Raw genomic sequence first — 20,213 nt, 5'->3', positions numbered from 1 at the left:
GTTCTACTGGAACCGGTAGAGCCACCCCATGGTGGCTGCCCTCCTCCGGAACAGCCATGCCACGCCAGCCGCACGCCAGCGCCAACACTGCCCAGCAAGACGGCTTCGTCCGCCGCCTGCTGCGCTGGTTCGACGGCCACGGCCGCCACGACCTGCCCTGGCAGCACCCGCGCAGCCCGTACCGGGTCTGGCTGTCGGAGATCATGCTGCAGCAGACCCAGGTGGCCACGGTCATCCCGTATTTCCAACGGTTCCTGCAGCACTTCCCGACCCTGCCCGACCTTGCCGCGGCCAGCAACGACGCGGTGATGGCGCAGTGGGCCGGGCTCGGCTACTACGCCCGTGCGCGCAACCTGCACGCCGCAGCCAAGCGCTGCGTGGAACTGCACGACGGCGAACTGCCGCGCGATTTCGATGCACTGCACGCGCTGCCCGGCATCGGCCGCAGCACCGCCGGCGCGATCCTCAGCCAGGCCTGGAACGACCCATTCGCGATCCTCGACGGCAACGTCAAGCGCGTACTCAGCCGCTACCACGGCATCGACGGCTTCCCCGGCCTGCCGGCCATCGAGAAGCAGCTGTGGACGATCGCCGAGGCACATGTGGCGCAGGTCCCAGCCGGGCGCATGGCCGACTACACCCAGGCGCAGATGGATCTGGGCGCGACCGTCTGCAGCCGCGCGAAACCGGCCTGCGTGATCTGCCCGCTGCACGACGACTGCGTGGCACGCCGCGAAGGCCGCACTGCCGAACTACCCACGCCCAAGCCCGGCAAGACGCTGCCCGAACGCGAAGCGGTGGCGCTGCTGCTGCGCGACGCCCGGCAGCGCGTACTGCTGCAGAAGCGGCCGGACACCGGCATCTGGGCACAGCTGTGGACCCTGCCACAGGCGGAGGCCGGCAGCGTGCTGCAGGACTGGTTCGATGCGCACGTCGACGGCTCACTGGAAGATGCCGAGGAACTGCCGGTGCTGCAGCACACCTTCAGCCACTACAAGCTGCATCTGCAGATACTGTCGCGGCAGGTACACGGACTGCGCGTGGAGGAACCTACGCTGCGCTGGGTCGCCGCTGACGAACTGCCCGCGCTGGGCCTGCCCGCGCCGATCCGCAAGCTGCTCGATGGCACCACCATCAAAGCGCCAAAACGAAATTCCAAGAAACCCCGCAACCACGAGTGAGTGCCATGTCCCGAACCGTCTTCTGCCAGTACGAACAACGCGATGCCGAGGGCTTGGACTTCGTGCCCTACCCCGGCGAACTGGGCCAGCGCATCTTCAATAACATAGGCAAGCAGGCCTGGGCGGCGTGGCTGGCACACCAGACCATGCTGATCAACGAAAACCGCCTTTCGCCCCGCACACCCGAACACCGCGCGTTCCTGGAAGGCGAACTGGTCAAGTTCCTGTTCGAGAAGGACGCGGAGAAGCCGGCCGGCTTCACCCCGGAAGCCTGACGGCAAAAAGGGGACGGAGGGGATTAAGTCGTTTGTGGCACAAACGACTTAATCCCCTCCGTCCCCTTTTTGATCATTTGGCTGGGGCGGTTTCCGCCTCGCGTTCCTGCACCTGGGCCTGGCGCAGCTCCTGCTCGGACGCGCGCAACGCCTTCACATCCAGCTTGCGGATGCTCTTGATGAAGCACGGCATGCGTGGGCCGCCCGTGGGGTCGCGCACCAGCACCTTGTCGAAGCGCGTCGAAACGCGATTCATCTGGCTGGTCAGGCCGATGGCGGTGGCAAACGTCAGGTCCTGGCAGGGGCCGTTCAACTCCAGCAGATAGGCTTCGCTGGGGCGGGTCCATACCGCCAGCGCGCTGTCTCCCAGTTCGGTCCAGCCATTGAGGCTGCCGAAGAACTGCATGTCGTTCTGCGGCGCACCGGCATGCGCACGGTACAGGTCCAGCTTCTCGGCGCTGCTGAGCCGGCCGGTGGTCGCACAGGCGGCCAGGGCCAGGCAGAGGCCGGCCATCAGGATCGGGGTCTTCATGGCGATCTCCTCGGGGTACTGTCGCCATCATGCGCCTGCCAGGGTGGCGTCCGTGCGACGACCGGGACCCCATTCAGCCGCCGGTCGGCGGCTCCCCGGCCGGGCAGACGCCAACCTTGGTTGGCGCCCGTCCCGCAGAGCTGGGCTATCGCCTCAGACGTCGGCGTGGGCCAATGCGTGCAGCCGCCCTTCGCGCAGTTCCAGCACCCGATCGAGGCGACGCGCCAGGCTGCGGTCGTGGGTGACCAGCACCAGGCTGGTGTGGCGGGCACGGTTGAGTTCGAGCATCAGGTCGAACACGGTGCCGGCGGTGCGGTCGTCCAGGTTGCCGGTCGGCTCGTCGCCAAGCACGCAGGCCGGATGGTTGACCAGCGCACGCGCCACCGCGGCGCGCTGGCGTTCGCCACCGGACAGCTCGCCCGGCTTGTGGTCCAGGCGATGGCCGAGGCCGACCGCTTCCAGCAGGGCCGTTGCGCGGCTGGACGCCTCGGCCACGGCGGTACCGGCCAGCAGCACCGGCATCATCACGTTTTCCAGCGCGGTGAATTCCGGCAGCAGGTGATGGAACTGGTAGACGAAGCCCAGCGCCTGGTTGCGCAGCAGGCCGCGCGCGGTATCCGACAGCGCCGACATGCGTTGGCCGGTCACATAGACCTCGCCAGCGGTCGGAACATCCAAGCCGCCCAGCAGGTGCAGCAGCGTGCTCTTGCCGGCGCCGGACGCACCGATGATCGCCACCGTCTCGCCGGCGGTCACGGTCAGGTCCAGGCCATCGAACACCGGGGTCTGCATGCGCCCTTCGGCGTAGGTCTTGCCCAGTGCTTCGGCGCGGATCACTTCATCGCCGCGGTTGAAGACCTTATTCATAGCGCAGGGCCTCCGCCGGCTGGGTGCGTGCTGCCCGCCAGGCGGGATACAGGGTGGCCAGGAAGCTCATCAGCAGCGCGACCACGGTGATCGCCACCACGTCGCCGGTCTGCATGTCGGTCGGCAGGCCGGTGATGTAATACACGTCTTCAGGCATCAGCTTGACGTTGAACACCGCCTCGATGGCACCGAGGATGCGTTCCAGGTTGAGGGTCAGGGTGATGCCACCGATCAGCCCGGCCAGGGTGCCGAAGATGCCGATCAGCGAACCCTGCACCATGAACACCTGCATCACCCCGCCCGGGGTCAGGCCAAGGGTGCGCAGGATCGCGATATCGGCCTGCTTGTCGGTGACCAGCATCACCTGCGAAGACACCAGGTTGAACGCACCCATCGCGATGATCAGCGACAGCAGGATGCCCATCACCACCTTCTCCATGCGCAGCGAGTGGTAGAGGTTGGCGTTCTGCTGGGTCCAGTCACTCACGCGGTAGGCGCCGCCGAGGCTCTGCGCCAGGTCCACGCCCACCTCCAGCGAGCGGTCCATGTCGTGCAGTTTCAGCCGCACGCCGGTGGCGCCGTCGCTGCGCAGCACGCGCTCCAGGTCCTGCATGTTGGCGAAGCCGACGCCACGGTCGACCTCGTTGTAGCCGGCCTCGAAGATGCCGCTGACGGTGAAGCGCTTCATCCGCGGCACTGCACCGGCAGGCGTACCCTGCACTTCAGCGAAGGTCACCAGCACCTGGTCGCCGACGTCCACGCCCAGCCAGATCGCCAGCTCCTTGCCCAGCAGCAGGTTGAAGCTGCCCGGCTTGAGGCTGTCGTAGCTGCCCTTGGTGACCTTCTTGTCGATCACCGACACCTTCGGCTCCAGCGCCGGGTCGATGCCCTGGATGATCGCGCCCTGTACGCGCGGGCCGCTGATCATCGACTGGATCTCGATGTACGGCGCGGCACCCGCCACGCGCGGATCCTTGCTGGCGATGTCGACCACACGCATCCAGTCCGGCATCGGCTCGCCGTCGCGGCTGATGGTGGTGTGCGCGGTCATCTGCAGCAGGCGGCTGCGGATTTCCTTCTGGAAACCGCTCATCACGGCCAGGGTGGTGATCAGCACCGTGACGCCGAGCGCGATGCCCAGGATCGATGCCATCGAGATGAAGGAGATGAAGCCGTTGCGGCGCTTGGCGCGCAGATAGCGCAGGCCGATCGCCACGGGGATGGGTTTGAACATGCAGGCACGCCAGTCAATTCAGCTTATGGTGCCATCGTACGCGGCCGACGGGAAACGGCACGTGCGGCCACGGCCAGTCGCAGTTCACGTCGCTGGCCGGAATCGAGCAGATCCGGCCAGAACAACAGGTGCCGACGGCGTCGGCCCTCACGCCAGGACAACAACAGCCAGGCACCACGTACCACCAGCCGTGGCACCTCGATGTCCTGCCCGGCCACCTGCAGCGGCTCCGGAAGCGGCAGCAGCCGCACCTGCAGGCGCGGCCTGCGCAGCCGCCAGGCCAGCTCGGCCAGGCCAACGACCCAGGCCAGCAGCACGGCGGGCATCAGCAGGCGTGGCGGCAGCTCCGAGGCGCGCAGCAGCCAGGGCGCGGCCAGCAGCACTGCCAGCTGGGCGGCGGCCTGCAGCCGCGAGGGACGCCACTCAAGGCTTGAGGGCGAGGATCTTCTGCATGAGAGGGATCGCGTGCGCATGCGGGCAGGCCTCATAGCCCATGAACCAGCGCCACAACTTATCGTCCTCGCAATCGAGCAGGAACAGGAAAACCTCGCGCTCTTCGGTCGGCGCAGTGCTCCATTCGTGGTCCAGGTAACGGCCGAACAACTGGTCCAGTTCGCGCATGCCGCGGCGGCAACGCCAACGCAGCTTCTTCAGCAGAACATCTTCTTCCATCGTGCTTCTCCAGATACAGCAAAGCCACGCATGGCGTGGCTCTGCTGGGGTCATGCAACCACCCGGCGCCGTATCAGGCGCGGCGTTCCATCATCAGCTTCTTGATCTCGGCAATCGCCAGCGCCGGGTTCAGGCCCTTCGGGCAGGTCCGGGCGCAGTTCATGATGGTGTGGCAGCGGTACAGCTTGAACGGATCTTCCAGATCGTCCAGGCGCGCACCGGTGTCCTCATCGCGCGAGTCGATGATCCAGCGGTAGGCCTGCAGCAGGATCGCCGGGCCCAGGTAACGCTCGCCGTTCCACCAGTAGCTCGGGCAGCTGGTCGAGCAGCAGGCGCACAGGATGCACTCGTAGAGGCCGTCCAGCTTCTTGCGGTCTTCCGGCGACTGCAGGCGCTCACGGTCCGGCGGTGCCGGGGTCTGGGTGCGGATCCACGGCTTGATCGACGCGTACTGCGCGTAGAAGTGGGTCAGGTCCGGAACCAGGTCCTTGACCACGTTCATGTGCGGCAGCGGATAGATCGGCACTTCCTTCTTGCCGCAGTCCGAGATGGCTCGGGTGCAGGCCAGGGTGTTGGTGCCGTCGATGTTCATCGCGCACGAGCCACAGATACCTTCGCGGCAGGAGCGGCGGAAGGTCAGGGTCGGGTCGATCTCGTTCTTGATCTTGATCAGGGCGTCCAGGACCATCGGGCCACAGGCGTCCAGATCGACTTCATAGGTATCGGTGCGCGGGTTGCTGTCGTCGTCCGGACTCCAGCGGTAGATCTTGAAGGTGCGCACGTTCTTGCCGCCGTTCTTGACGGGGAAGTGCTTGCCCTTCGTGATCTTGGAATTCTTGGGGAGTGAAAACTCGGCCATGGCTGCTCTCGTTGGCTCAGGCGGCCCGCGCCCGTGGGCGCGGATTGCATGGTAGGCGGGGTCGGATCAGTACACGCGCGGCTTCGGCGGCACTACGGACACGTCGTCGGTCAACGTGTACATGTGCACCGGACGGTAGTCGAAGCTGCACTTGCCCTTCTCGTCGACGCTGACCAGGGTGTGCTTCTGCCAGTTGACGTCGTCGCGGTCCGGGAAGTCCTCGTGCGCATGCGCGCCGCGGCTTTCCTTGCGCTGTTCGGCCGAGTTGATCGTCGCCACCGCGTTGAGCAGCAGGTTGTTCAGCTCGTAGGTCTCGATCAGGTCCGAGTTCCACACCAGCGAACGGTCGGAGACCTTCACGTCCTGGAACGAGTCGAAGATCTTGTCCATCTTCTCGCAGCCTTCCTTCAGCGTCTGGCTGGTGCGGAAGACCGCCGCGTCGGCCTGCATGGTGCGCTGCATGCGATCGCGGATGACCGAGGTCGGGGTATCGCCGTTGGCGTGGCGCAGCTTGTCCAGCAGGCCCAGCGCCTTGTCGCAGGCATCGGCCGGCAGCGGCTTGTGCGATGCGCCCGGCTTGATGGTCTCGGCGCAGCGGTTGGCCACCGCACGACCGAACACCACCAGGTCCAGCAGCGAGTTCGAACCCAGGCGGTTGGCGCCGTGCACGGACACGCAGGCCGCTTCGCCGATGGCGTACAGGCCCGGCACCACCGCATCGGGGTTGTCGCCGACCTTGCGCACGACTTCGCCGTGGTAGTTGGTCGGGATGCCGCCCATGTTGTAGTGCACGGTCGGGATGACCGGGATCGGCTGCTTGTGCACGTCGACGCCGGCGAAGATGCGGGCGCTCTCGGCGATGCCCGGCAGCTTCTCGTCGATCACGCCCGGGCCGAGGTGGGTCAGGTCGAGCAGGATGTGGTCCTTGTGCTCGCCGACGCCGCGGCCTTCGCGGATCTCGATGGTCATCGAACGGCTGACCACGTCGCGCGAGGCCAGGTCCTTGTAGTGCGGTGCATAGCGCTCCATGAAGCGCTCGCCGCTGCTGTTGCGCAGGATGCCGCCTTCACCGCGGACACCCTCGGTGATCAGGCAGCCGGCGCCGTAGATGCCGGTCGGGTGGAACTGCACGAACTCCATGTCCTGCATGGCGATGCCGGCACGCATGGCCAGGCCGCCACCGTCGCCGGTGCAGGTGTGCGCCGAGGTGGCGCTGAAGTAGGCACGGCCGTAACCGCCGGTGGCCAGCACCACGCCCTGGGCGCGGAACAGGTGCAGGGTGCCATCGGACATGTCCAGGGCCAGCACACCGCGGCAGGCGCCCTCTTCATCGAAGATCAGGTCGAGCGCGAAGTACTCGATCATGAAGCGCGCGTCGTGCTTCAGCGACTGCTGGTACAGGGTGTGCAGCATCGCGTGGCCGGTACGGTCGGCCGCCGCGCAGGTACGCTGCGCCGCCGGGCCTTCGCCGTACTTGGTGGTCATGCCACCGAACGGACGCTGGTAGATCTTGCCTTCGGCGGTGCGCGAGAACGGCACACCGTAGTGTTCGAGCTCGATGATGGCCGGGATGGCCTCACGGCACATGTATTCGATGGCGTCCTGGTCGCCCAGCCAGTCCGAACCCTTGATGGTGTCGAAGAAGTGGTAGCGCCAGTCGTCCTCGCCCATGTTGGCGAGTGCGGCCGAGATACCGCCCTGGGCGGCAACGGTGTGCGAACGGGTCGGGAAGACCTTGGTCAGGCACACGGTCTGCAGGCCCTTGGCGGCCAGGCCGAACGTGGCGCGCAGGCCGGCGCCGCCGGCGCCGACCACGACCATGTCGTACTTGTGTTCGGTGATCTTGTAAGCGGACATCTAATCTGGATTCCTGTGTTGGTGCCTGGGCTCAGGCAACGCCGAGGGCGATGCGGCCCACCGCAAACACACTGACGATCATGCCGAGCACGGCGACGAACTTCACCGCGGTCTGCAGCACCAGGGCCAGCAGCGATTCGTGGATGTAATCTTCCAGCACGACCTGCATGCCGAGCTGCGCGTGCCAGAACATGGCGATCAGCAGGCCGATCAGCGGCACGGCATTCCACGGCTTGGCCACGGCGGCGGCGGCGGTCGCGTAGTCCGAACCCAGCAGGCTCAGCACGAAGACCAGGAACCAGATGCCGAGCACCACCAGGGCGGCGGCAGTCAGGCGCTGGTGCACGAAGTGTTCGGTGCCGGTCTTGGCCGAACCAAGGCCGCGCACGCTCTTCAACGGGGTACGGAACCTGCTCACGCGGCACCTCCGAACATCACATAGGCCCACACCAGCAGGGTGATCACCAGGCTGCCGGTGACCGACAGCCAGCTGCTGCGGATGAAGGCGGGAATGCTGAAGCCGATGGCGAAGTCCTGCACCACATGGCGGATGCCATTGCACAGGTGATAGGCGAACGACCATGTCCACGCGAACAGGAACACGCGGCCATACCAGGCCCCGGCATGGCCGGTGAAGCAGTTCCAGGACTCGGGCCCCATCATCAGGGCCAGCAGGCCCGCGGCGATGATGAGGGCACCAACAGACAGAAAGACGCCAGTGGCTCGATGCAGGATCGAGGTGGCCATCTGAATCTGCCAGCGATACACCTGAAGGTGCGGGGAAAGTGGGCGTTGTCTGGTCGCCATTCGCTGGGCTCGTTGTCTCGGCTGGGCGGCACACGGCCGCGTTGGCTCAATGCTGATCAGAAATCGATGCAGCGTCCGTTTTTCTCCCAATCGCCGTACCGCACCGGATCAAGTCCGCCGCGGCCGCCGAATTCTTCTGCTTTTTCCTGTTCCACGGGCACGGGTGCCGCGGGGACCAGCGGGGCTTCAGATTCGTCGTCGGGAGTGGGGGTTGTTTGGCCTATCATGTTCGGTCTCGCAACGCACAAATTTTAGACCTCGTTCACGTGCCTGACAACCTGCCCCCTGCTTTCGTCGGATATCCGCGCCTTCCCGGCCACCAGCTGCTGAGCCTGCAGGGTGTCGATGCGGCCGTTTTCGCCCACGCCCAGTTCAGCAGCGATGTCACTGCCCTGCCCCTGCTGCACTGGCAGTGGAGTGCCTGGCTGAGTGCCAAGGGCCGCACCCTGGCGGTGTTCCAGCTGCTTCGGCTGGCCGAAGACCATGTGATGCTGGTGCTGGCCGACGGCGATGCCGATGCGATTGCGTCGCAACTGCAGCGCTTCGTGTTCCGCCGCAAGGTGAAGGTGCTGGTGCGCAGCGACCTGGCGGTGGCCGGCGCCTTCACTGCGCCCGAGGCCGCCAGTGGCGCGGCCATTGCGCACGCCGCAGGTGACGGCTGGGAACTGGACCTGGGCAGCGATGCCCTGCCGCGCACCCTGCGCATCGGCGCTGCCGACGCCTTCGCCGCCGGCAGCGAGGCCGATGAGGCGGCCTTCGCCCTGGCCTGGCGCCAGGCCGACCTGCGCTACGGCCTGCCCCGGCTTGAGGAAAGCCAGCGCGAGGTATGGACTCCTCAGCAACTGGGGCTGGATCGCCTGAACGGCTACAGCGTGAAGAAGGGCTGCTACCCGGGCCAGGAGATCGTCGCCCGTACCCACTTCCTCGGCAAGGCCAAGCGCGCGGTGCAGCTGCTGCATACCGCGGCGCCGGCGCGGGCCGGTGATGGCGTGCAGCAGGACGGCGCGGCGCTGGGCACGATCGCCAGCGTGGCCGGTGACCTGGCGCTGGCGGTGTTGCCGTTGGAGGCCAGTGACGCCGATCTGCAGGTCGGCGACGCCATCGCGCAGCGCATGCCATTGCTGGACGGATTGGCGCGCTGAATCCACCCGCCGCTTCGGTGGGTGCGGACCATTGGGCCGCACGCCTTCAGCGAATGAATGGTAGTGCCGGCCGCTGGCCGGCACTCCCGGTTACAGGCGCTCGCCGGTTTCCGGGTTGAAGAAATGCAGCCCCTGCGGGTGGATCGCCACGCGGATCTGCTCACCCACCGCCGGCAGCGCCTGCGGCGCCACGCGCATGGTCAGCGCATGCTGGCCACTGCTCAGGTTGACGAAGATCTCGTTGCCGACCGGTTCGATGCCTTCGATGCGCGCGTTGAACGCATGTGCATCATCGGCGGTCGCCGGCTGCAGGTGCTCCGGGCGCACGCCCACCGCGATCGGCTTCTGCAGCCACGCCGGATCGATCGTGGCCTGGCCCAGCGGCGCGCGCCAGTCGCCATCAACCACGGTCACGCCACCGGCATCACCCTGCAGCGTGCCACGCAGCACGTTCATCGCCGGGCTGCCGAGGAAGCCGGCCACGAACAGATTGGCCGGGCGGTCGTACAGCGCCATCGGCGTGTCGATCTGCTGGATGACGCCGTCCTTCAGCACCACGATGCGCTGGCCCAGGGTCATCGCTTCGACCTGGTCGTGCGTCACGTAGATCATGGTGGTGCCCAGCTTGCGGTGCAGCTGCGCGATTTCGGTGCGCACGCTGTGGCGCAGCTTGGCATCGAGGTTGGACAGCGGCTCGTCCAGCAGGAACACCGCCGGCTCGCGCACCAGCGCGCGACCCAGCGCAACGCGCTGGCGCTGGCCACCGGACATCGCCTTGGGCAGCTTGTCCATCATCTCGGTCAGGCCCAGCGTCTGCGCCGCCTCGGCGATGCGCCTGTCGATGGTGGCCTTGTCGTGGCCGCGCAGCTTCAGGCCGAAGGCCAGGTTCTCGGCCACGGTCATGTGCGGGTACAGCGCGTAGCTCTGGAACACCATCGCGATGTCGCGATCCTTCGGCGCCACGTCGTTGACCACGCGATCGCCGATGGTCAGGGTGCCGCCGCTGATCTCTTCCAGCCCAGCCACCATCCGCAGCAGGGTCGACTTGCCACAGCCCGACGGGCCGACCAGCACCATCAGCTCGCCATCGGCAACCTCGAAGCTGGCGTCCTTCACCGCGACCTGGCCGTTGTCATAGACCTTGCGCACACCCTGCAACTGCACTTTTGCCATATCACCTAATCCGGTCCGCCCGAAGCCGGGCTGTCTTTTGGGACTGCCTCGGCCCTCCCGATGGCAGTGATGATTGCGCGCCCACCGCATGGCGGCGAGCACTGCAATCGAATACAGTTGCCCATTCTGCCATGTAAACGTTTTCACGTGGCACTATCCGATGATCGGTGCGCACCGATCTGCGTCGGCGATTGAACGAAGGTTCCGCCGAGGTAGTGGTTTCGATTGGAACGGTCTTCCGGAGCCCCGGGAAACCCGCCCGACGAACCTCGGACAGGCAGTTGCGCGGATGTCCCCCGAACCCAGCCATGAAGCGATTGACAACGATGTCACCCGGATCTGAAACTCGAGCGATGCACGACACCCTCTTCCTGTTCGGTGCCACAGGTGATCTGGCCCAGCGCTACCTGTTCCCTTCGCTGCTTCGCCTGCTTGGCGACGGCCTGCTGCCGGAGGACTTCCGCATCCGCGCACTGGCGCTGTCCGGGCATGACACCGAAGCCTTCCATGACATCCTGCGGCCGCGCCTGCAGCAGGCCATGCCGATGGCCACACAGGACGACATCGCCGGGCTACTGCGCCGCATCGACTACCGCTCGGTGGACCTGCGCGACGTCGACTCGGTGGCCGCCGCGGTCGCCGACCTGGTGCACCGCAAGTGCGTCAGCTACCTGGCCATCCCGCCGGGCCTGTACATCTCCACCTGCGAAGGCCTGGCCAAGGGCGGCGCCCTCGCCGCGCCGGCACGGCTGATGCTGGAGAAGCCGATCGGCAGCGACAGCGAAAGCGCTGAAGAGATCATCTCCACCATCGGCCAGTGGATCGACGAGGACCGCGTGTTCCGCCTCGACCACTACCTGGGCAAGGCCGCGGTGCAGAACCTGATCGCACTGCGCTTCGGCAACACGCTGCTGGAAGCGGTGTGGAACCGCAACTACATCGAATCGGTGCACATCCTGGTCGCCGAAAGCGAAGGCGTGGATGGCCGCGACGCCTACTACGCCCGTTCCGGTGCGCTGCGTGACATGGTCCAGAGCCATATCCTGCAGCTGCTGTGCATGGTGGCGATGGAACCGCCGGCGTCGCTGGAAGCCGACCGCATCCGCGACGAGAAGGTCAAGGTGCTGCGCGCACTGCGCCCGCTCGATGCCAAGCACGCCGCACGTGACAGCATCCGCGGCCGCTACACCGCCGGCACCATCAACGGCCAGCCGGCCCAGGCCTACCAGCCGCCGGAAGGCAGCGACGTGGAAACCTTCGCCGGCGTCACCGCGCATATCGACAACTGGCGCTGGAGCGGCGTGCCGTTCCACCTGGTCACCGGCAAGCGTCTGCCCGAACGCACCACCCGCGTGGTGGTCACCCTCAAGCCGGTCACTCATTGGCTGTTCGAGCGCCCGCAGCGTGCGCAGGCCGCGCCGAACCGCCTGGTGTTCCAGCTGCAGCCGCAGGAGAACATCGAACTGGGCCTGATGAGCAGCCTGGCCGGCCCGGAATGGGGCGCGCTGGAACTGCACCCGCTGGAACTGGAACTGTCGGTGCCGACCGGCCTGCACCGCCGTATCGCCTACGAACGCCTGTTCCTGGATGCCTTCAACGGCAACCACACGCTGTTCGTGCGCGACGACGAAGTCCGCGCGGCCTGGGCCTGGATCGACAGCGTCGCCGATGCCTGGAAGGAAGCCAGGCTGCCGCTGGAACCCTACCCCGCCGGCCAGTGGGGCCCGGGCAACGCAACGGAGTTCCTGCCGCAGGGCGTGGATGCGCCGGACAGTGGAGCCTCGGCATGAGTGTCGGCTCGCAGCCGGTGCTGGTCGCCGACATCGGGGGCACCAACGCCCGTTTCGCACTGGCCGATACCTCGCTGGACGCGCCGCTGCTGAAGGACAGCATCCGCGAATACGCGGTGGCGGAGTTCCCGTCGCTGGGCGACGCCGCACGTCATCACCTCGAACAGATCGGTGCCAGCGCGGGCCGTGGCGTGTTCGCGGTGGCGGGCCGCGTCGACGGTGACGAGGCGCGCATCACCAACCACCCATGGGTGATCTCGCGCAGCCGCACCGCGGCGATGCTCGGCTTCGACGAACTGCACCTGATCAACGACTTTGCCGCACAGGCGATGGCGATCTCGCTGCTGCAGCCGGAAGACGTGATCCAGGTCGGTGGCGCGGCATGGGTACCGGGCAAGCCCGGACAGCCGCGCAACTACGCGGTGATCGGACCCGGCACCGGACTCGGCGTCGGCGGCCTGATCCTGCGTCACGGCCGCTGCTATCCGCTGGAAACCGAAGGCGGCCATGTCAGTTTCCCGCCGGGAACGCCGGAGGAGATCCGCATCCTGGAGATCCTGTCCGAGCAGTTCGGGCGCGTCTCCAACGAACGGCTGATCTGCGGCCCCGGCCTGGTCAACATCCATCGCGCCGTGTGCGAGATGGCCGGCATCGATCCGGGACAGCTGCAGCCGGTGGACGTGACTGCCCGTGCGCTGCATGGCGACCCGCAGGCGATGCGCACCGTGGACGTGTTCTGCGCCGTGTTCGGCGCCATCGCCGGTGACCTGGTGCTGACCCAGGGCGCCTGGGATGGCGTGTTCCTGACCGGCGGCCTGACCCCGAAGATGCTCGATTCGCTGCAGCACTCCGGGTTCCGCCAGCGCTTCGAGCACAAGGGCCGCTTCTCTTCGATCATGGCGCGGGTGCCGTCGCTGGCGGTGATGCATCCCCACGCCGGGCTGCTGGGCGCCGCCGCCTATGCCGCCGACGCCGAACGTGACGCACCTGGAGTTGCCGCATGAGTCCCACCACCTTCCACGACGACCGCATCGAGTTCATCCAGCACGGCGACGCCGATGGCTGGATCGAGGCGGTCGCTGCCGAGATGGCACAGACCCTCAACCACGACATCAACGAAGTGGGCCGTGCCCGCATCCTGCTGTCTGGCGGCACCACGCCGGCGCCGGTCTACCAGGCACTGGCCGAGCTTGACGTGCACTGGGACCGGGTTGAAGTCAGCCTGGCCGACGAACGCTGGCTGTCGCCGCAGGATCGCGACAGCAACGCCTGGCTGGTGCGCGAACACCTGCTCAAGCGTGCCGAAGGTGCGCATTTCGACCCGCTGGTGCGCGTGGGCAAGCCGCTGCCGGAATGCGTCTACACCGCCAACCTGCAGGCCCAGCACAGCCAGCCGCCGAGCCTGGTGGCGCTGGGCATGGGCAATGACGGCCACACCGCCTCGCTGTTCCCCGGCTCGAAGGACCTGGCCCGCGCGCTGGAAAGTACCCTGCCCTACGCCGCGCTCGATGCCACCGGCTGCCCCGGTGCGAACCAGTGGCCGCTGCGCATCACGCTCACCCCGCATGGCCTGCGCCAGTGCCGCCAGCGCCTGCTGCTGCTGCGTGGCAAGCAGAAACTGCAGGTGCTGCGCCAGGCGCTGGACAGCAACAACGCCCAGCAGTATCCGATCCTCAACGCGATCAACCTGGACGGCGCGCGCCTGCGCGTCCACTGGGCTGATTGAAGTCGGCGGCGGCGCACTGCCGCCGCTTGCCTCTCGCCACCACGAACGCCGGTAGCCAATGAGCCTCCATCCGCAACTGCACGCCATCACTGAGCGCGTCATCCGCCGCAGCGCCGCCTCGCGCGCCGCCTACCTGGCCGCGATCGACGCCGCCCTGCGCGATGGCCCGTTCCGCAGCCGCCTGAGCTGCGGCAACCTCGCCCATGGCTTCGCCGCCTGCGGCGGGACCGACAAGAGCCGACTGCGCGGCGGCGTGACGCCGAACCTCGGCATCATCACCGCCTACAACGACATGCTGTCGGCGCACCAGCCGTTCGAGACCTATCCGGAGCAGATCCGGCAGATCGCCCGCGAGCTGGGCGCCACCGCACAGGTGGCCGGCGCGGTGCCGGCGATGTGTGACGGCGTGACCCAGGGCCGTGGCGGCATGGAACTGTCGCTGTTCTCGCGCGATGTGATCGCCCAGGCGACGGCCATCGGCCTCAGCCATGACATGTTCGACACCACGATCCACCTCGGCGTGTGCGACAAGATCGTGCCGGGCCTGCTGATCGGTGCGCTGGCCTTCGGTCACCTGCCGGCCGTGTTCGTGCCGGCAGGCCCGATGACCCCGGGCATTCCGAACAAGCAGAAGGCCGAAGTGCGCGAGCGCTACGCCGCCGGTGAAGCCACCCGCGAAGAGCTGCTGGAGGCCGAGTCCGCCTCGTACCATGGCGCCGGCACCTGCACCTTCTATGGCACCGCCAATTCCAACCAGGTATTGCTGGAAGCAATGGGCGTACAGCTGCCGGGTGCGTCGTTCGTCAACCCGGACACCGCCCTGCGCGATGCACTGACCCGCGAAGCCACCGAGCGCGCACTGGACATCACCGCGCTGGGCGACGATTTCCGTCCGCTCGGCCGGATCATCGACGAGCGCGCGATCATCAACGCGGTCATCGCGCTGATGGCCACCGGCGGCTCGACCAACCACACCATCCACTGGATCGCAGTGGCGCGGGCCGCTGGTATCGTGCTGACCTGGGACGATTTCGACGAGCTCTCGCAGCTGATTCCGCTGCTGGCCCGCGTGTACCCGAACGGCGAAGCCGACGTGAACCGCTTCGCTGCCGCCGGTGGCCCGGCATTCGTGTTCGGCGAACTGATCAAGGCCGGCCTGATGCACGGCGATCTGGTCAGCGTGGCGCGCGGCGGCATGGCCGACTACGCCCGCGAGCCGCAGCTGCGCGAAGGCAAGCTGGTCTACCTGCCGGGCCTGGAACGCAGCGCCGATGAAGAAGTGGTGCGCGGCGTCGACAACCCGTTCGAACGCCAGGGTGGCCTGCGCCTGCTGCGCGGCAACCTGGGCAAGTCACTGATCAAGCTGTCGGCGGTGAAGGCGCAGTACCGCAGCATCGAGGCACCTGCGGTGGTGGTCGATGCGCCGCAGGTGCTGAACAAGCTGCACGCCGGCGGCCTGCTGCCCGAGCATTTCGTGGCGGTGGTGCGTTACCAGGGCCCGCGCGCGAACGGCATGCCGGAACTGCATTCGCTGGCGCCGCTGCTGGGCCTGCTGCAGAACCAGGGGCGGCGCGTGGCGCTGGTCACCGACGGCCGCCTGTCCGGTGCCTCCGGCAAGATTCCGGCGGCCATCCACGTAACGCCGGAAGCGGCGCGCGGTGGCCCGCTGGCGAAGGTCCGCGAAGGCGACATGATCCGCCTGGATGGTGAAGCCGGCACGCTGGAAGTGCTGGTGGACGCCGCCGAATGGGCGGCGCGGTCGTTGGCGCCGAACACGGCTCCGGCGGCGCATGACCTGGGCCGCAATCTGTTCGCGATCAACCGTCGCGTGGTGGGCCCGGCCGACCAGGGCGCGATTTCGATTTCGTGCGGGCCGGCAGCGGCTGATGGTGGGCCGTGGGATTACGACGCGGAATATGAGCTGGGGCACGATGCGGCGGCTGCGGCGGCGCCGCATGAGGCGAAGGACGCCTGAGGGTTTGAAGGCGTTGCGGGTATGCGCCGGCGGTGAGGTTCCTGGGGGCGGTGGAGCGCAAGCCGTCGCCAGGACACGCCGTGAACCCATCCATGGGGGCTCGGTCGCGCCATCCATGGCGCGAACGGTCCTGGCGACGGCCTGCGCTCCACCGCATCACAGTTTCCGGCGCCGATACGCCGCGAAGTGGTCACTGAAAATCAAATTCAAACGCAGAAGCAAAGGCAGAAGCAGAGCTATGGGTATCGAACAACATCAGGTGAAGGCGGCGGAGCTGTTGCATGCGGCGGGCATCCTGCCGGTGGTGACGATTCATACGCTGGACCAGGCGCGTGCGGTCAGTGCGGCGCTGCTGGAAGGGGGCTTGCCGGCGATCGAGCTGACCCTGCGTACGCCGGTGGCGATGGAAGCGCTGGCGATGCTCAAGCGGGAGCTGCCCGATGTGGTGGTGGGCGCGGGTACAGTGCTGACCGTGCAGCAGATGCAGCAGTCCATCGATGCGGGTACGGATTTCCTGGTGACCCCGGGTACGCCGCCGGCACTGGCCGATTCCCTGGCCGCCGCCCCGCTGCCGGTGGTGCCAGGTGCGGCGACGCCGACCGAGCTGCTGTCGCTGTATGCGCGCGGCTTCCGCGTGTGCAAGCTGTTCCCGGCCACCGCCGTTGGCGGGCTGGCGATGATCAAGGGCCTGGCCGGCCCGGTCGCCGATCTCAAGCTGTGCCCGACCGGTGGCATCACCGAAAACACCGCCGCCGAATACCTCGAGCAGAAGAACGTGGTCTGCATCGGTGGTTCGTGGATGGTACCGGGCAACTGGATCGCCGACGGCGAGTGGGACAAGGTGCGCGCCAGCGCCGCCGACGCGGCGAAGATCATCAAGCGCGTGCGCGGCCACTGAGCCCGACAAAGGCGTAGAGCCGAGCCCACGCTCGGCTCCGGCATCATCAGGGGTCAGAGCCCTTTCCCACCGGGAAAGGGATCCGACCCCGGGCGACGAGCGCGCAAAGCGCGCGACCCGCTCCTGCTCTTCCTTCTTCATTCCGCGGTGGACGCGCACGGAACCTGTTCGTGGCCGGGCGGATGGGTTGTGCAGGGGCGTGAGCCGCATGGATGCGGCGACCGAGCTTACATGGACGTACTTGCAGCGTCCCCTGCACAGCCCATCCGCCCGGCCAACCACCACAGTCCAACCGCACTACCACCGCGAGGGGCTCAGCCGTTGGCCGAAACCCTCACAACGGCCGTGCCGGATCCACCAGCCCGTACTGGCTGGCCATGCGCGCCAGCGCGATGTTGTCGTGGATCCCCATCTTCTCGAACAACCGCGCCTTGTGCGTGTTCACCGTCTTCGCGCTCAGGCTCAGGCGCCGCGCAATGTCTTCCTGGCGCAGGCCCTGGGTCAGCAGCAGCGCCACTTCCAGTTCACGCGGCGACAGGCTGTCGAACGGCGAACCGTTGCCCTCCACCGTCGACAGCGCCAGGTTCTGCGCGATGCTGGTGCCCAGGTAGCGACGACCGGCCGCCACGTCGCGCACCGCACGCAACAGTTCCTGCGCGTCGCAGCCCTTGCCGATGTAGCCGGCAGCCCCCGCTTCAAGCAGGCGCTTCGGCAGCGGGCCATCCTCCAGCACCGACACGATCACCACGCGGGTATTGCGGTGGCTGCGGACGATGCGCTCGGTCACTTCCATGCCACTGACACCCGGCAGGTGCAGATCGCACAGCACCACGTCCGGCAGCAACTGGCGCACTTCACGCAGCGCGTCTTCGCCGGTCTCGGCTTCGCCCACCACCTCGATGTCGGTTTCCCCCGACAGAATCATCTTCATCCCGGTGCGGACCAGTGCGTGGTCATCCACCAGGTAGACTCGAATCGTCATTCACGTACCTCTTCGAATGCGGCCATTGCAGGTCAAGCTAGGCAGGGTGCCGTAACCCTGCAAGCGCGTTCGTAATGCGGCAATGGCAATCTGCCTTGCGCATCACAGTACCGCGCCTGGTGCTTGCCCCCTGTCTTGCAGAACCTGCTGCAACGAAACAACTGATCTATCACGTAGACGTCCCCGAAGGGTCATCCACGTCAAGCCCCCTGTGATGATGCTTCGCTGGCCTTCGCTGGCGGCGAGCCGTGACGTCGCCATGGGTGCCGGCAACTGAACATGACCAGATAGCACCCTACCACCCAAACCAGCGCGGCACACCATCCGGCCAGGATATCGGAGGGGTAATGCACCCCCAGATAGACCCGGGATACGCTGACCAGCAGGCTGAACGCCGGGGCCAGCACCAGCACCGGCCAGCGCCAGCGGGTGTTCCAGGCCAGCAGTACCAGGGTCACCGCCAGGGTCATCGACCCCATCGCGTGACCACTGGGGAAACTGAACGTCGATTCCGGCGCGATCGATTCCCACAGGCTGGGGCGCTGGCGCTGGAAGAAATGCTTGCTGCCCATGTTCAGCAGCGCCGAGCCGACGAAGCTTACGGCGACGAAGGTGGCCTCGCGCCAGCGCCGGTAGCCCAGCAGCACGCCGATGATCAACACATCGGCCGGAATCAGGAACCATTCGTAGCCCAGCCTGGAAATGAGCACGAAGAAGCGGTCCAGCAGCGGCGAATGCAGGCCATGCATCTGCCACAGCAGGGGTGCGTCGAAATGGAACGATTCAAACTCGTGCACTTCATCGGCCAGGGCGACGAAGCCGGCCAATGGCAACAGCACGCCACCGAACAGCAGCAGCAGGCGCCAGGCGTTGCGCGCCATCCAGTGGCGGAAACCGGAGGCCGACTCCGGTGCAGCGAGGATCGCAGGCTTATCCGGCGCTTCGGACATAGTTGTGTTCGACGTAATCGTCGATCAGGGCGACGAACTCCTGGGCGATGTTGTCGCCACGCAGGGTCACCTTCTTCTCGCCATCGACGAAGACCGGCGCCGCCGGCGTCTCACCGGTACCCGGCAGGGAGATGCCGATGTTGGCGTGGCGCGACTCACCGGGCCCGTTGACGATGCAGCCCATCACCGCCAGCGTCATGTTTTCCGCCCCCGGATGGTGGATCTTCCAGAGCGGCATCTTCTCGCGCACGTGGTTCTGCACCACCTTGGCCAGTTCCTGGAAGAATTCGGACGTGGTGCGGCCGCAGCCCGGGCAGGCCGTGACCAGCGGCGTGAAGGCGCGCTGGCCGGTGGTCTGCAGCAGCTCCTGGGCGACGATCACTTCCTGCGTACGCGACTGGCCCGGTTCCGGGGTCAGCGAAATGCGGATGGTGTCGCCGATACCTTCCTGCAGCAGCACGCTCAGCGCCGCCGACGACGCGACGATGCCCTTGCTGCCGATCCCTGCCTCGGTCAGGCCCAGGTGCAGGGCGAAGTCGGAACGCTGGGCCAGGTCGCGGTACACCGCGATCAACTCCTGCACGCCACTGACCTTGGCCGACAACACGATGCGATCGCGCGGCAGGCCGAGCTCCACCGCCTGCTCGGCCGAATCCAGCGCCGAACGGATCAGCGCCTCGCGCAGCACGCGGCCGGCATCCCAGGGCTGTTCGCGCAGGTTGTTCTCGTCCATCAGCTTCGCCGCCAGGGCCTGGTCCAGCGAGCCCCAGTTGGCGCCGATGCGCACCGGCTTGTTGTAACGGATCGCAAACTCGATCAGCTGGGCGAACTGCAGATCCTTCTTCTTGCCGAAGCCGACGTTGCCCGGGTTGATACGGTACTTGGCCAGTGCTTCGGCACAGGCGGGCTCGGCGGTCAGCAGCTGGTGGCCGTTGTAATGGAAGTCACCGATCAGCGGCACATCGATGCCCATCATCGCCAGCTTGTCGACGATGCGCGGAATCGCGGCAGCGGCTTCAACGGTGTTGACGGTCAATCGCACCATTTCCGAACCGGCACGCCACAACTCGGCCACCTGCTTCACGCTGGAGGCCACGTCGGCAGTGTCGGTGTTGGTCATCGACTGCACCACCACTGGCTTGCCTCCGCCTACGGTGACCCCGCCGATCTGCACGGCATGGGTCTGGCGGCGCGGCCAGGAGGTGGCATCGGAGGGAGGAGTCGGGCGGGTGACGGCGTCGTGCATGGGCGCATTCTACCGCCCGCCCCCGCATTCCGGGTGACTCGCATTCA

Annotated in this window: 22 protein-coding genes; 8 read left to right on the top strand and 14 right to left on the bottom strand. The window is 67.0% G+C overall.

The genetic code is table 11. The features are described from left to right. The first annotated feature begins 56 nt into the window (after positions 1-56). Positions 57-1,181 (top strand): A/G-specific adenine glycosylase, encoded by a 1,125-nt coding sequence (mutY, locus tag N440_RS05815; protein WP_133934380.1) that lies wholly within the window; start codon positions 57-59, stop codon positions 1,179-1,181. Positions 1,182-1,186: 5 nt separating this feature from the next. Then, the gene (locus tag N440_RS05810; RefSeq protein ID WP_004153160.1) at positions 1,187-1,456 is read left to right on the top strand and encodes an oxidative damage protection protein; all 270 of its coding nucleotides are present in this window, start codon (positions 1,187-1,189) and stop codon (positions 1,454-1,456) included. 73 nt (positions 1,457-1,529) lie between these two features. On the opposite strand, the gene N440_RS05805 is transcribed toward N440_RS05810, so the two are convergent. The 10 genes from N440_RS05805 to N440_RS05760 form a co-directional block, all read right to left on the bottom strand. Beyond that, entirely contained in the window at positions 1,530-1,988 is a 459-nt protein-coding gene (locus N440_RS05805; RefSeq protein ID WP_049457522.1) for a DUF6491 family protein, read from the bottom strand. A 153-nt stretch (positions 1,989-2,141) separates the two neighbouring features. Continuing rightward, positions 2,142-2,855: a lipoprotein-releasing ABC transporter ATP-binding protein LolD gene (lolD, locus tag N440_RS05800; protein ID WP_006433035.1), complete on the bottom strand. Its 714-nt coding sequence runs from the start codon at positions 2,853-2,855 to the stop codon at positions 2,142-2,144. Beyond that, positions 2,848-4,089, bottom strand: coding sequence for a lipoprotein-releasing ABC transporter permease subunit (locus N440_RS05795; protein ID WP_006433034.1), 1,242 nt, complete (start codon positions 4,087-4,089; stop codon positions 2,848-2,850). Before N440_RS05795 ends, lolD begins: the two co-directional genes overlap by 8 nt. A 23-nt stretch (positions 4,090-4,112) precedes the next feature. Further along, positions 4,113-4,562, bottom strand: a complete 450-nt coding sequence (locus tag N440_RS05790; RefSeq protein WP_133934379.1) for a hypothetical protein — start codon at positions 4,560-4,562, stop codon at positions 4,113-4,115. Then, the gene (locus N440_RS05785) at positions 4,513-4,761 is read right to left on the bottom strand and encodes a succinate dehydrogenase assembly factor 2 (RefSeq protein WP_005409080.1); all 249 of its coding nucleotides are present in this window, start codon (positions 4,759-4,761) and stop codon (positions 4,513-4,515) included. The genes N440_RS05790 and N440_RS05785 overlap by 50 nt, the downstream gene beginning before the upstream one ends. A gap of 73 nt (positions 4,762-4,834) precedes the next feature. Next, positions 4,835-5,620: a succinate dehydrogenase iron-sulfur subunit gene (locus N440_RS05780; RefSeq protein WP_005409079.1), complete on the bottom strand. Its 786-nt coding sequence runs from the start codon at positions 5,618-5,620 to the stop codon at positions 4,835-4,837. A 66-nt stretch (positions 5,621-5,686) separates the two neighbouring features. Beyond that, positions 5,687-7,477 carry a succinate dehydrogenase flavoprotein subunit gene (sdhA, locus tag N440_RS05775; RefSeq protein ID WP_053449391.1) on the bottom strand — a complete coding sequence of 597 codons (1,791 nt, stop codon included), beginning with the start codon at positions 7,475-7,477 and terminating at the stop codon, positions 5,687-5,689. 31 nt (positions 7,478-7,508) lie between these two features. Then, positions 7,509-7,895, bottom strand: coding sequence for a succinate dehydrogenase, hydrophobic membrane anchor protein (gene sdhD / locus N440_RS05770; RefSeq protein WP_006432981.1), 387 nt, complete (start codon positions 7,893-7,895; stop codon positions 7,509-7,511). Then, the gene (gene sdhC, locus N440_RS05765) at positions 7,892-8,284 is read right to left on the bottom strand and encodes a succinate dehydrogenase, cytochrome b556 subunit (RefSeq protein WP_005409076.1); all 393 of its coding nucleotides are present in this window, start codon (positions 8,282-8,284) and stop codon (positions 7,892-7,894) included. The genes sdhD and sdhC overlap by 4 nt, the downstream gene beginning before the upstream one ends. 56 nt (positions 8,285-8,340) lie before the next feature. Beyond that, positions 8,341-8,511 (bottom strand): DUF1674 domain-containing protein, encoded by a 171-nt coding sequence (locus N440_RS05760; protein WP_005409075.1) that lies wholly within the window; start codon positions 8,509-8,511, stop codon positions 8,341-8,343. Between the two features lie 39 nt (positions 8,512-8,550). Between N440_RS05760 and N440_RS05755 the strand changes: the two genes are divergently transcribed. Continuing rightward, entirely contained in the window at positions 8,551-9,426 is an 876-nt protein-coding gene (locus N440_RS05755; RefSeq protein WP_133934378.1) for a folate-binding protein YgfZ, read from the top strand. A 90-nt stretch (positions 9,427-9,516) separates the two neighbouring features. On the opposite strand, the gene ugpC is transcribed toward N440_RS05755, so the two are convergent. After that, positions 9,517-10,599: a sn-glycerol-3-phosphate ABC transporter ATP-binding protein UgpC gene (gene ugpC, locus N440_RS05750; protein ID WP_133934377.1), complete on the bottom strand. Its 1,083-nt coding sequence runs from the start codon at positions 10,597-10,599 to the stop codon at positions 9,517-9,519. A gap of 353 nt (positions 10,600-10,952) precedes the next feature. On the opposite strand from ugpC, the gene zwf reads away from it, so the two are divergent. The 5 genes from zwf to N440_RS05725 all read left to right on the top strand — a co-directional run bounded on the left by zwf (position 10,953) and on the right by N440_RS05725 (position 16,988). Beyond that, positions 10,953-12,389, top strand: a complete 1,437-nt coding sequence (zwf, locus tag N440_RS05745) for a glucose-6-phosphate dehydrogenase (protein WP_008264947.1) — start codon at positions 10,953-10,955, stop codon at positions 12,387-12,389. Beyond that, the gene (gene glk / locus N440_RS05740) at positions 12,386-13,393 is read left to right on the top strand and encodes a glucokinase (RefSeq protein ID WP_006432897.1); all 1,008 of its coding nucleotides are present in this window, start codon (positions 12,386-12,388) and stop codon (positions 13,391-13,393) included. Before zwf ends, glk begins: the two co-directional genes overlap by 4 nt. Continuing rightward, positions 13,390-14,115: a 6-phosphogluconolactonase gene (gene pgl / locus N440_RS05735; protein WP_006432894.1), complete on the top strand. Its 726-nt coding sequence runs from the start codon at positions 13,390-13,392 to the stop codon at positions 14,113-14,115. Before glk ends, pgl begins: the two co-directional genes overlap by 4 nt. 58 nt (positions 14,116-14,173) lie before the next feature. Beyond that, positions 14,174-16,090: a phosphogluconate dehydratase gene (gene edd / locus N440_RS05730; protein WP_049457514.1), complete on the top strand. Its 1,917-nt coding sequence runs from the start codon at positions 14,174-14,176 to the stop codon at positions 16,088-16,090. A gap of 238 nt (positions 16,091-16,328) precedes the next feature. Continuing rightward, on the top strand, positions 16,329-16,988 hold the full coding sequence (locus N440_RS05725; RefSeq protein ID WP_133934376.1) for a bifunctional 4-hydroxy-2-oxoglutarate aldolase/2-dehydro-3-deoxy-phosphogluconate aldolase: 660 nt from the start codon (positions 16,329-16,331) through the stop codon (positions 16,986-16,988). A gap of 334 nt (positions 16,989-17,322) precedes the next feature. Here the strand turns inward: N440_RS05725 and N440_RS05720 are convergent, their stop codons facing one another. The 3 genes from N440_RS05720 to ispG form a co-directional block, all read right to left on the bottom strand. After that, complete coding sequence (locus N440_RS05720; RefSeq protein ID WP_006432784.1) at positions 17,323-17,970, bottom strand: response regulator; 648 nt, start codon at positions 17,968-17,970, stop codon at positions 17,323-17,325. Between the two features lie 200 nt (positions 17,971-18,170). Further along, positions 18,171-18,920 carry a phosphatase PAP2 family protein gene (locus tag N440_RS05715; protein ID WP_133934375.1) on the bottom strand — a complete coding sequence of 250 codons (750 nt, stop codon included), beginning with the start codon at positions 18,918-18,920 and terminating at the stop codon, positions 18,171-18,173. Further along, positions 18,901-20,166 carry a flavodoxin-dependent (E)-4-hydroxy-3-methylbut-2-enyl-diphosphate synthase gene (ispG, locus tag N440_RS05710; RefSeq protein ID WP_040008026.1) on the bottom strand — a complete coding sequence of 422 codons (1,266 nt, stop codon included), beginning with the start codon at positions 20,164-20,166 and terminating at the stop codon, positions 18,901-18,903. The genes N440_RS05715 and ispG overlap by 20 nt, the downstream gene beginning before the upstream one ends. Positions 20,167-20,213 lie beyond the last annotated feature (47 nt).

The organism is Stenotrophomonas sp. CC22-02, from assembly GCF_004365115.1.
Taxonomy (GTDB): Bacteria; Pseudomonadota; Gammaproteobacteria; order Xanthomonadales; family Xanthomonadaceae; genus Stenotrophomonas; species Stenotrophomonas forensis.
Note: the sequence above shows the minus strand (reverse complement) of the source record. Positions and strands in the feature narration are given on the sequence as shown.

Bases quoted from the DNA above. Each gene is read 5' to 3' on its own strand.
- N440_RS05810 (WP_004153160.1), top strand. From the start codon at position 1,187: ATGTCCCGAACCGTCTTCTGCCAGTACGAACAACGCGATGCCGAGGGC.
- glk (WP_006432897.1), top strand. From the start codon at position 12,386: ATGAGTGTCGGCTCGCAGCCGGTGCTGGTCGCCGACATCGGGGGCACC.
- pgl (WP_006432894.1), top strand. From the start codon at position 13,390: ATGAGTCCCACCACCTTCCACGACGACCGCATCGAGTTCATCCAGCAC.
- lolD (WP_006433035.1), bottom strand. From the start codon at position 2,855: ATGAATAAGGTCTTCAACCGCGGCGATGAAGTGATCCGCGCCGAAGCA.
- N440_RS05795 (WP_006433034.1), bottom strand. From the start codon at position 4,089: ATGTTCAAACCCATCCCCGTGGCGATCGGCCTGCGCTATCTGCGCGCC.
- N440_RS05720 (WP_006432784.1), bottom strand. From the start codon at position 17,970: ATGACGATTCGAGTCTACCTGGTGGATGACCACGCACTGGTCCGCACC.
- N440_RS05790 (WP_133934379.1), bottom strand. From the start codon at position 4,562: ATGCGCACGCGATCCCTCTCATGCAGAAGATCCTCGCCCTCAAGCCTT.
- N440_RS05760 (WP_005409075.1), bottom strand. From the start codon at position 8,511: ATGATAGGCCAAACAACCCCCACTCCCGACGACGAATCTGAAGCCCCG.
- sdhA (WP_053449391.1), bottom strand. From the start codon at position 7,477: ATGTCCGCTTACAAGATCACCGAACACAAGTACGACATGGTCGTGGTC.
- N440_RS05780 (WP_005409079.1), bottom strand. From the start codon at position 5,620: ATGGCCGAGTTTTCACTCCCCAAGAATTCCAAGATCACGAAGGGCAAG.
- sdhC (WP_005409076.1), bottom strand. From the start codon at position 8,284: ATGGCGACCAGACAACGCCCACTTTCCCCGCACCTTCAGGTGTATCGC.
- mutY (WP_133934380.1), top strand. From the start codon at position 57: ATGCCACGCCAGCCGCACGCCAGCGCCAACACTGCCCAGCAAGACGGC.
- N440_RS05715 (WP_133934375.1), bottom strand. From the start codon at position 18,920: ATGTCCGAAGCGCCGGATAAGCCTGCGATCCTCGCTGCACCGGAGTCG.
- N440_RS05725 (WP_133934376.1), top strand. From the start codon at position 16,329: ATGGGTATCGAACAACATCAGGTGAAGGCGGCGGAGCTGTTGCATGCG.
- N440_RS05805 (WP_049457522.1), bottom strand. From the start codon at position 1,988: ATGAAGACCCCGATCCTGATGGCCGGCCTCTGCCTGGCCCTGGCCGCC.
- ispG (WP_040008026.1), bottom strand. From the start codon at position 20,166: ATGCACGACGCCGTCACCCGCCCGACTCCTCCCTCCGATGCCACCTCC.
- edd (WP_049457514.1), top strand. From the start codon at position 14,174: ATGAGCCTCCATCCGCAACTGCACGCCATCACTGAGCGCGTCATCCGC.
- zwf (WP_008264947.1), top strand. From the start codon at position 10,953: ATGCACGACACCCTCTTCCTGTTCGGTGCCACAGGTGATCTGGCCCAG.
- ugpC (WP_133934377.1), bottom strand. From the start codon at position 10,599: ATGGCAAAAGTGCAGTTGCAGGGTGTGCGCAAGGTCTATGACAACGGC.
- N440_RS05785 (WP_005409080.1), bottom strand. From the start codon at position 4,761: ATGGAAGAAGATGTTCTGCTGAAGAAGCTGCGTTGGCGTTGCCGCCGC.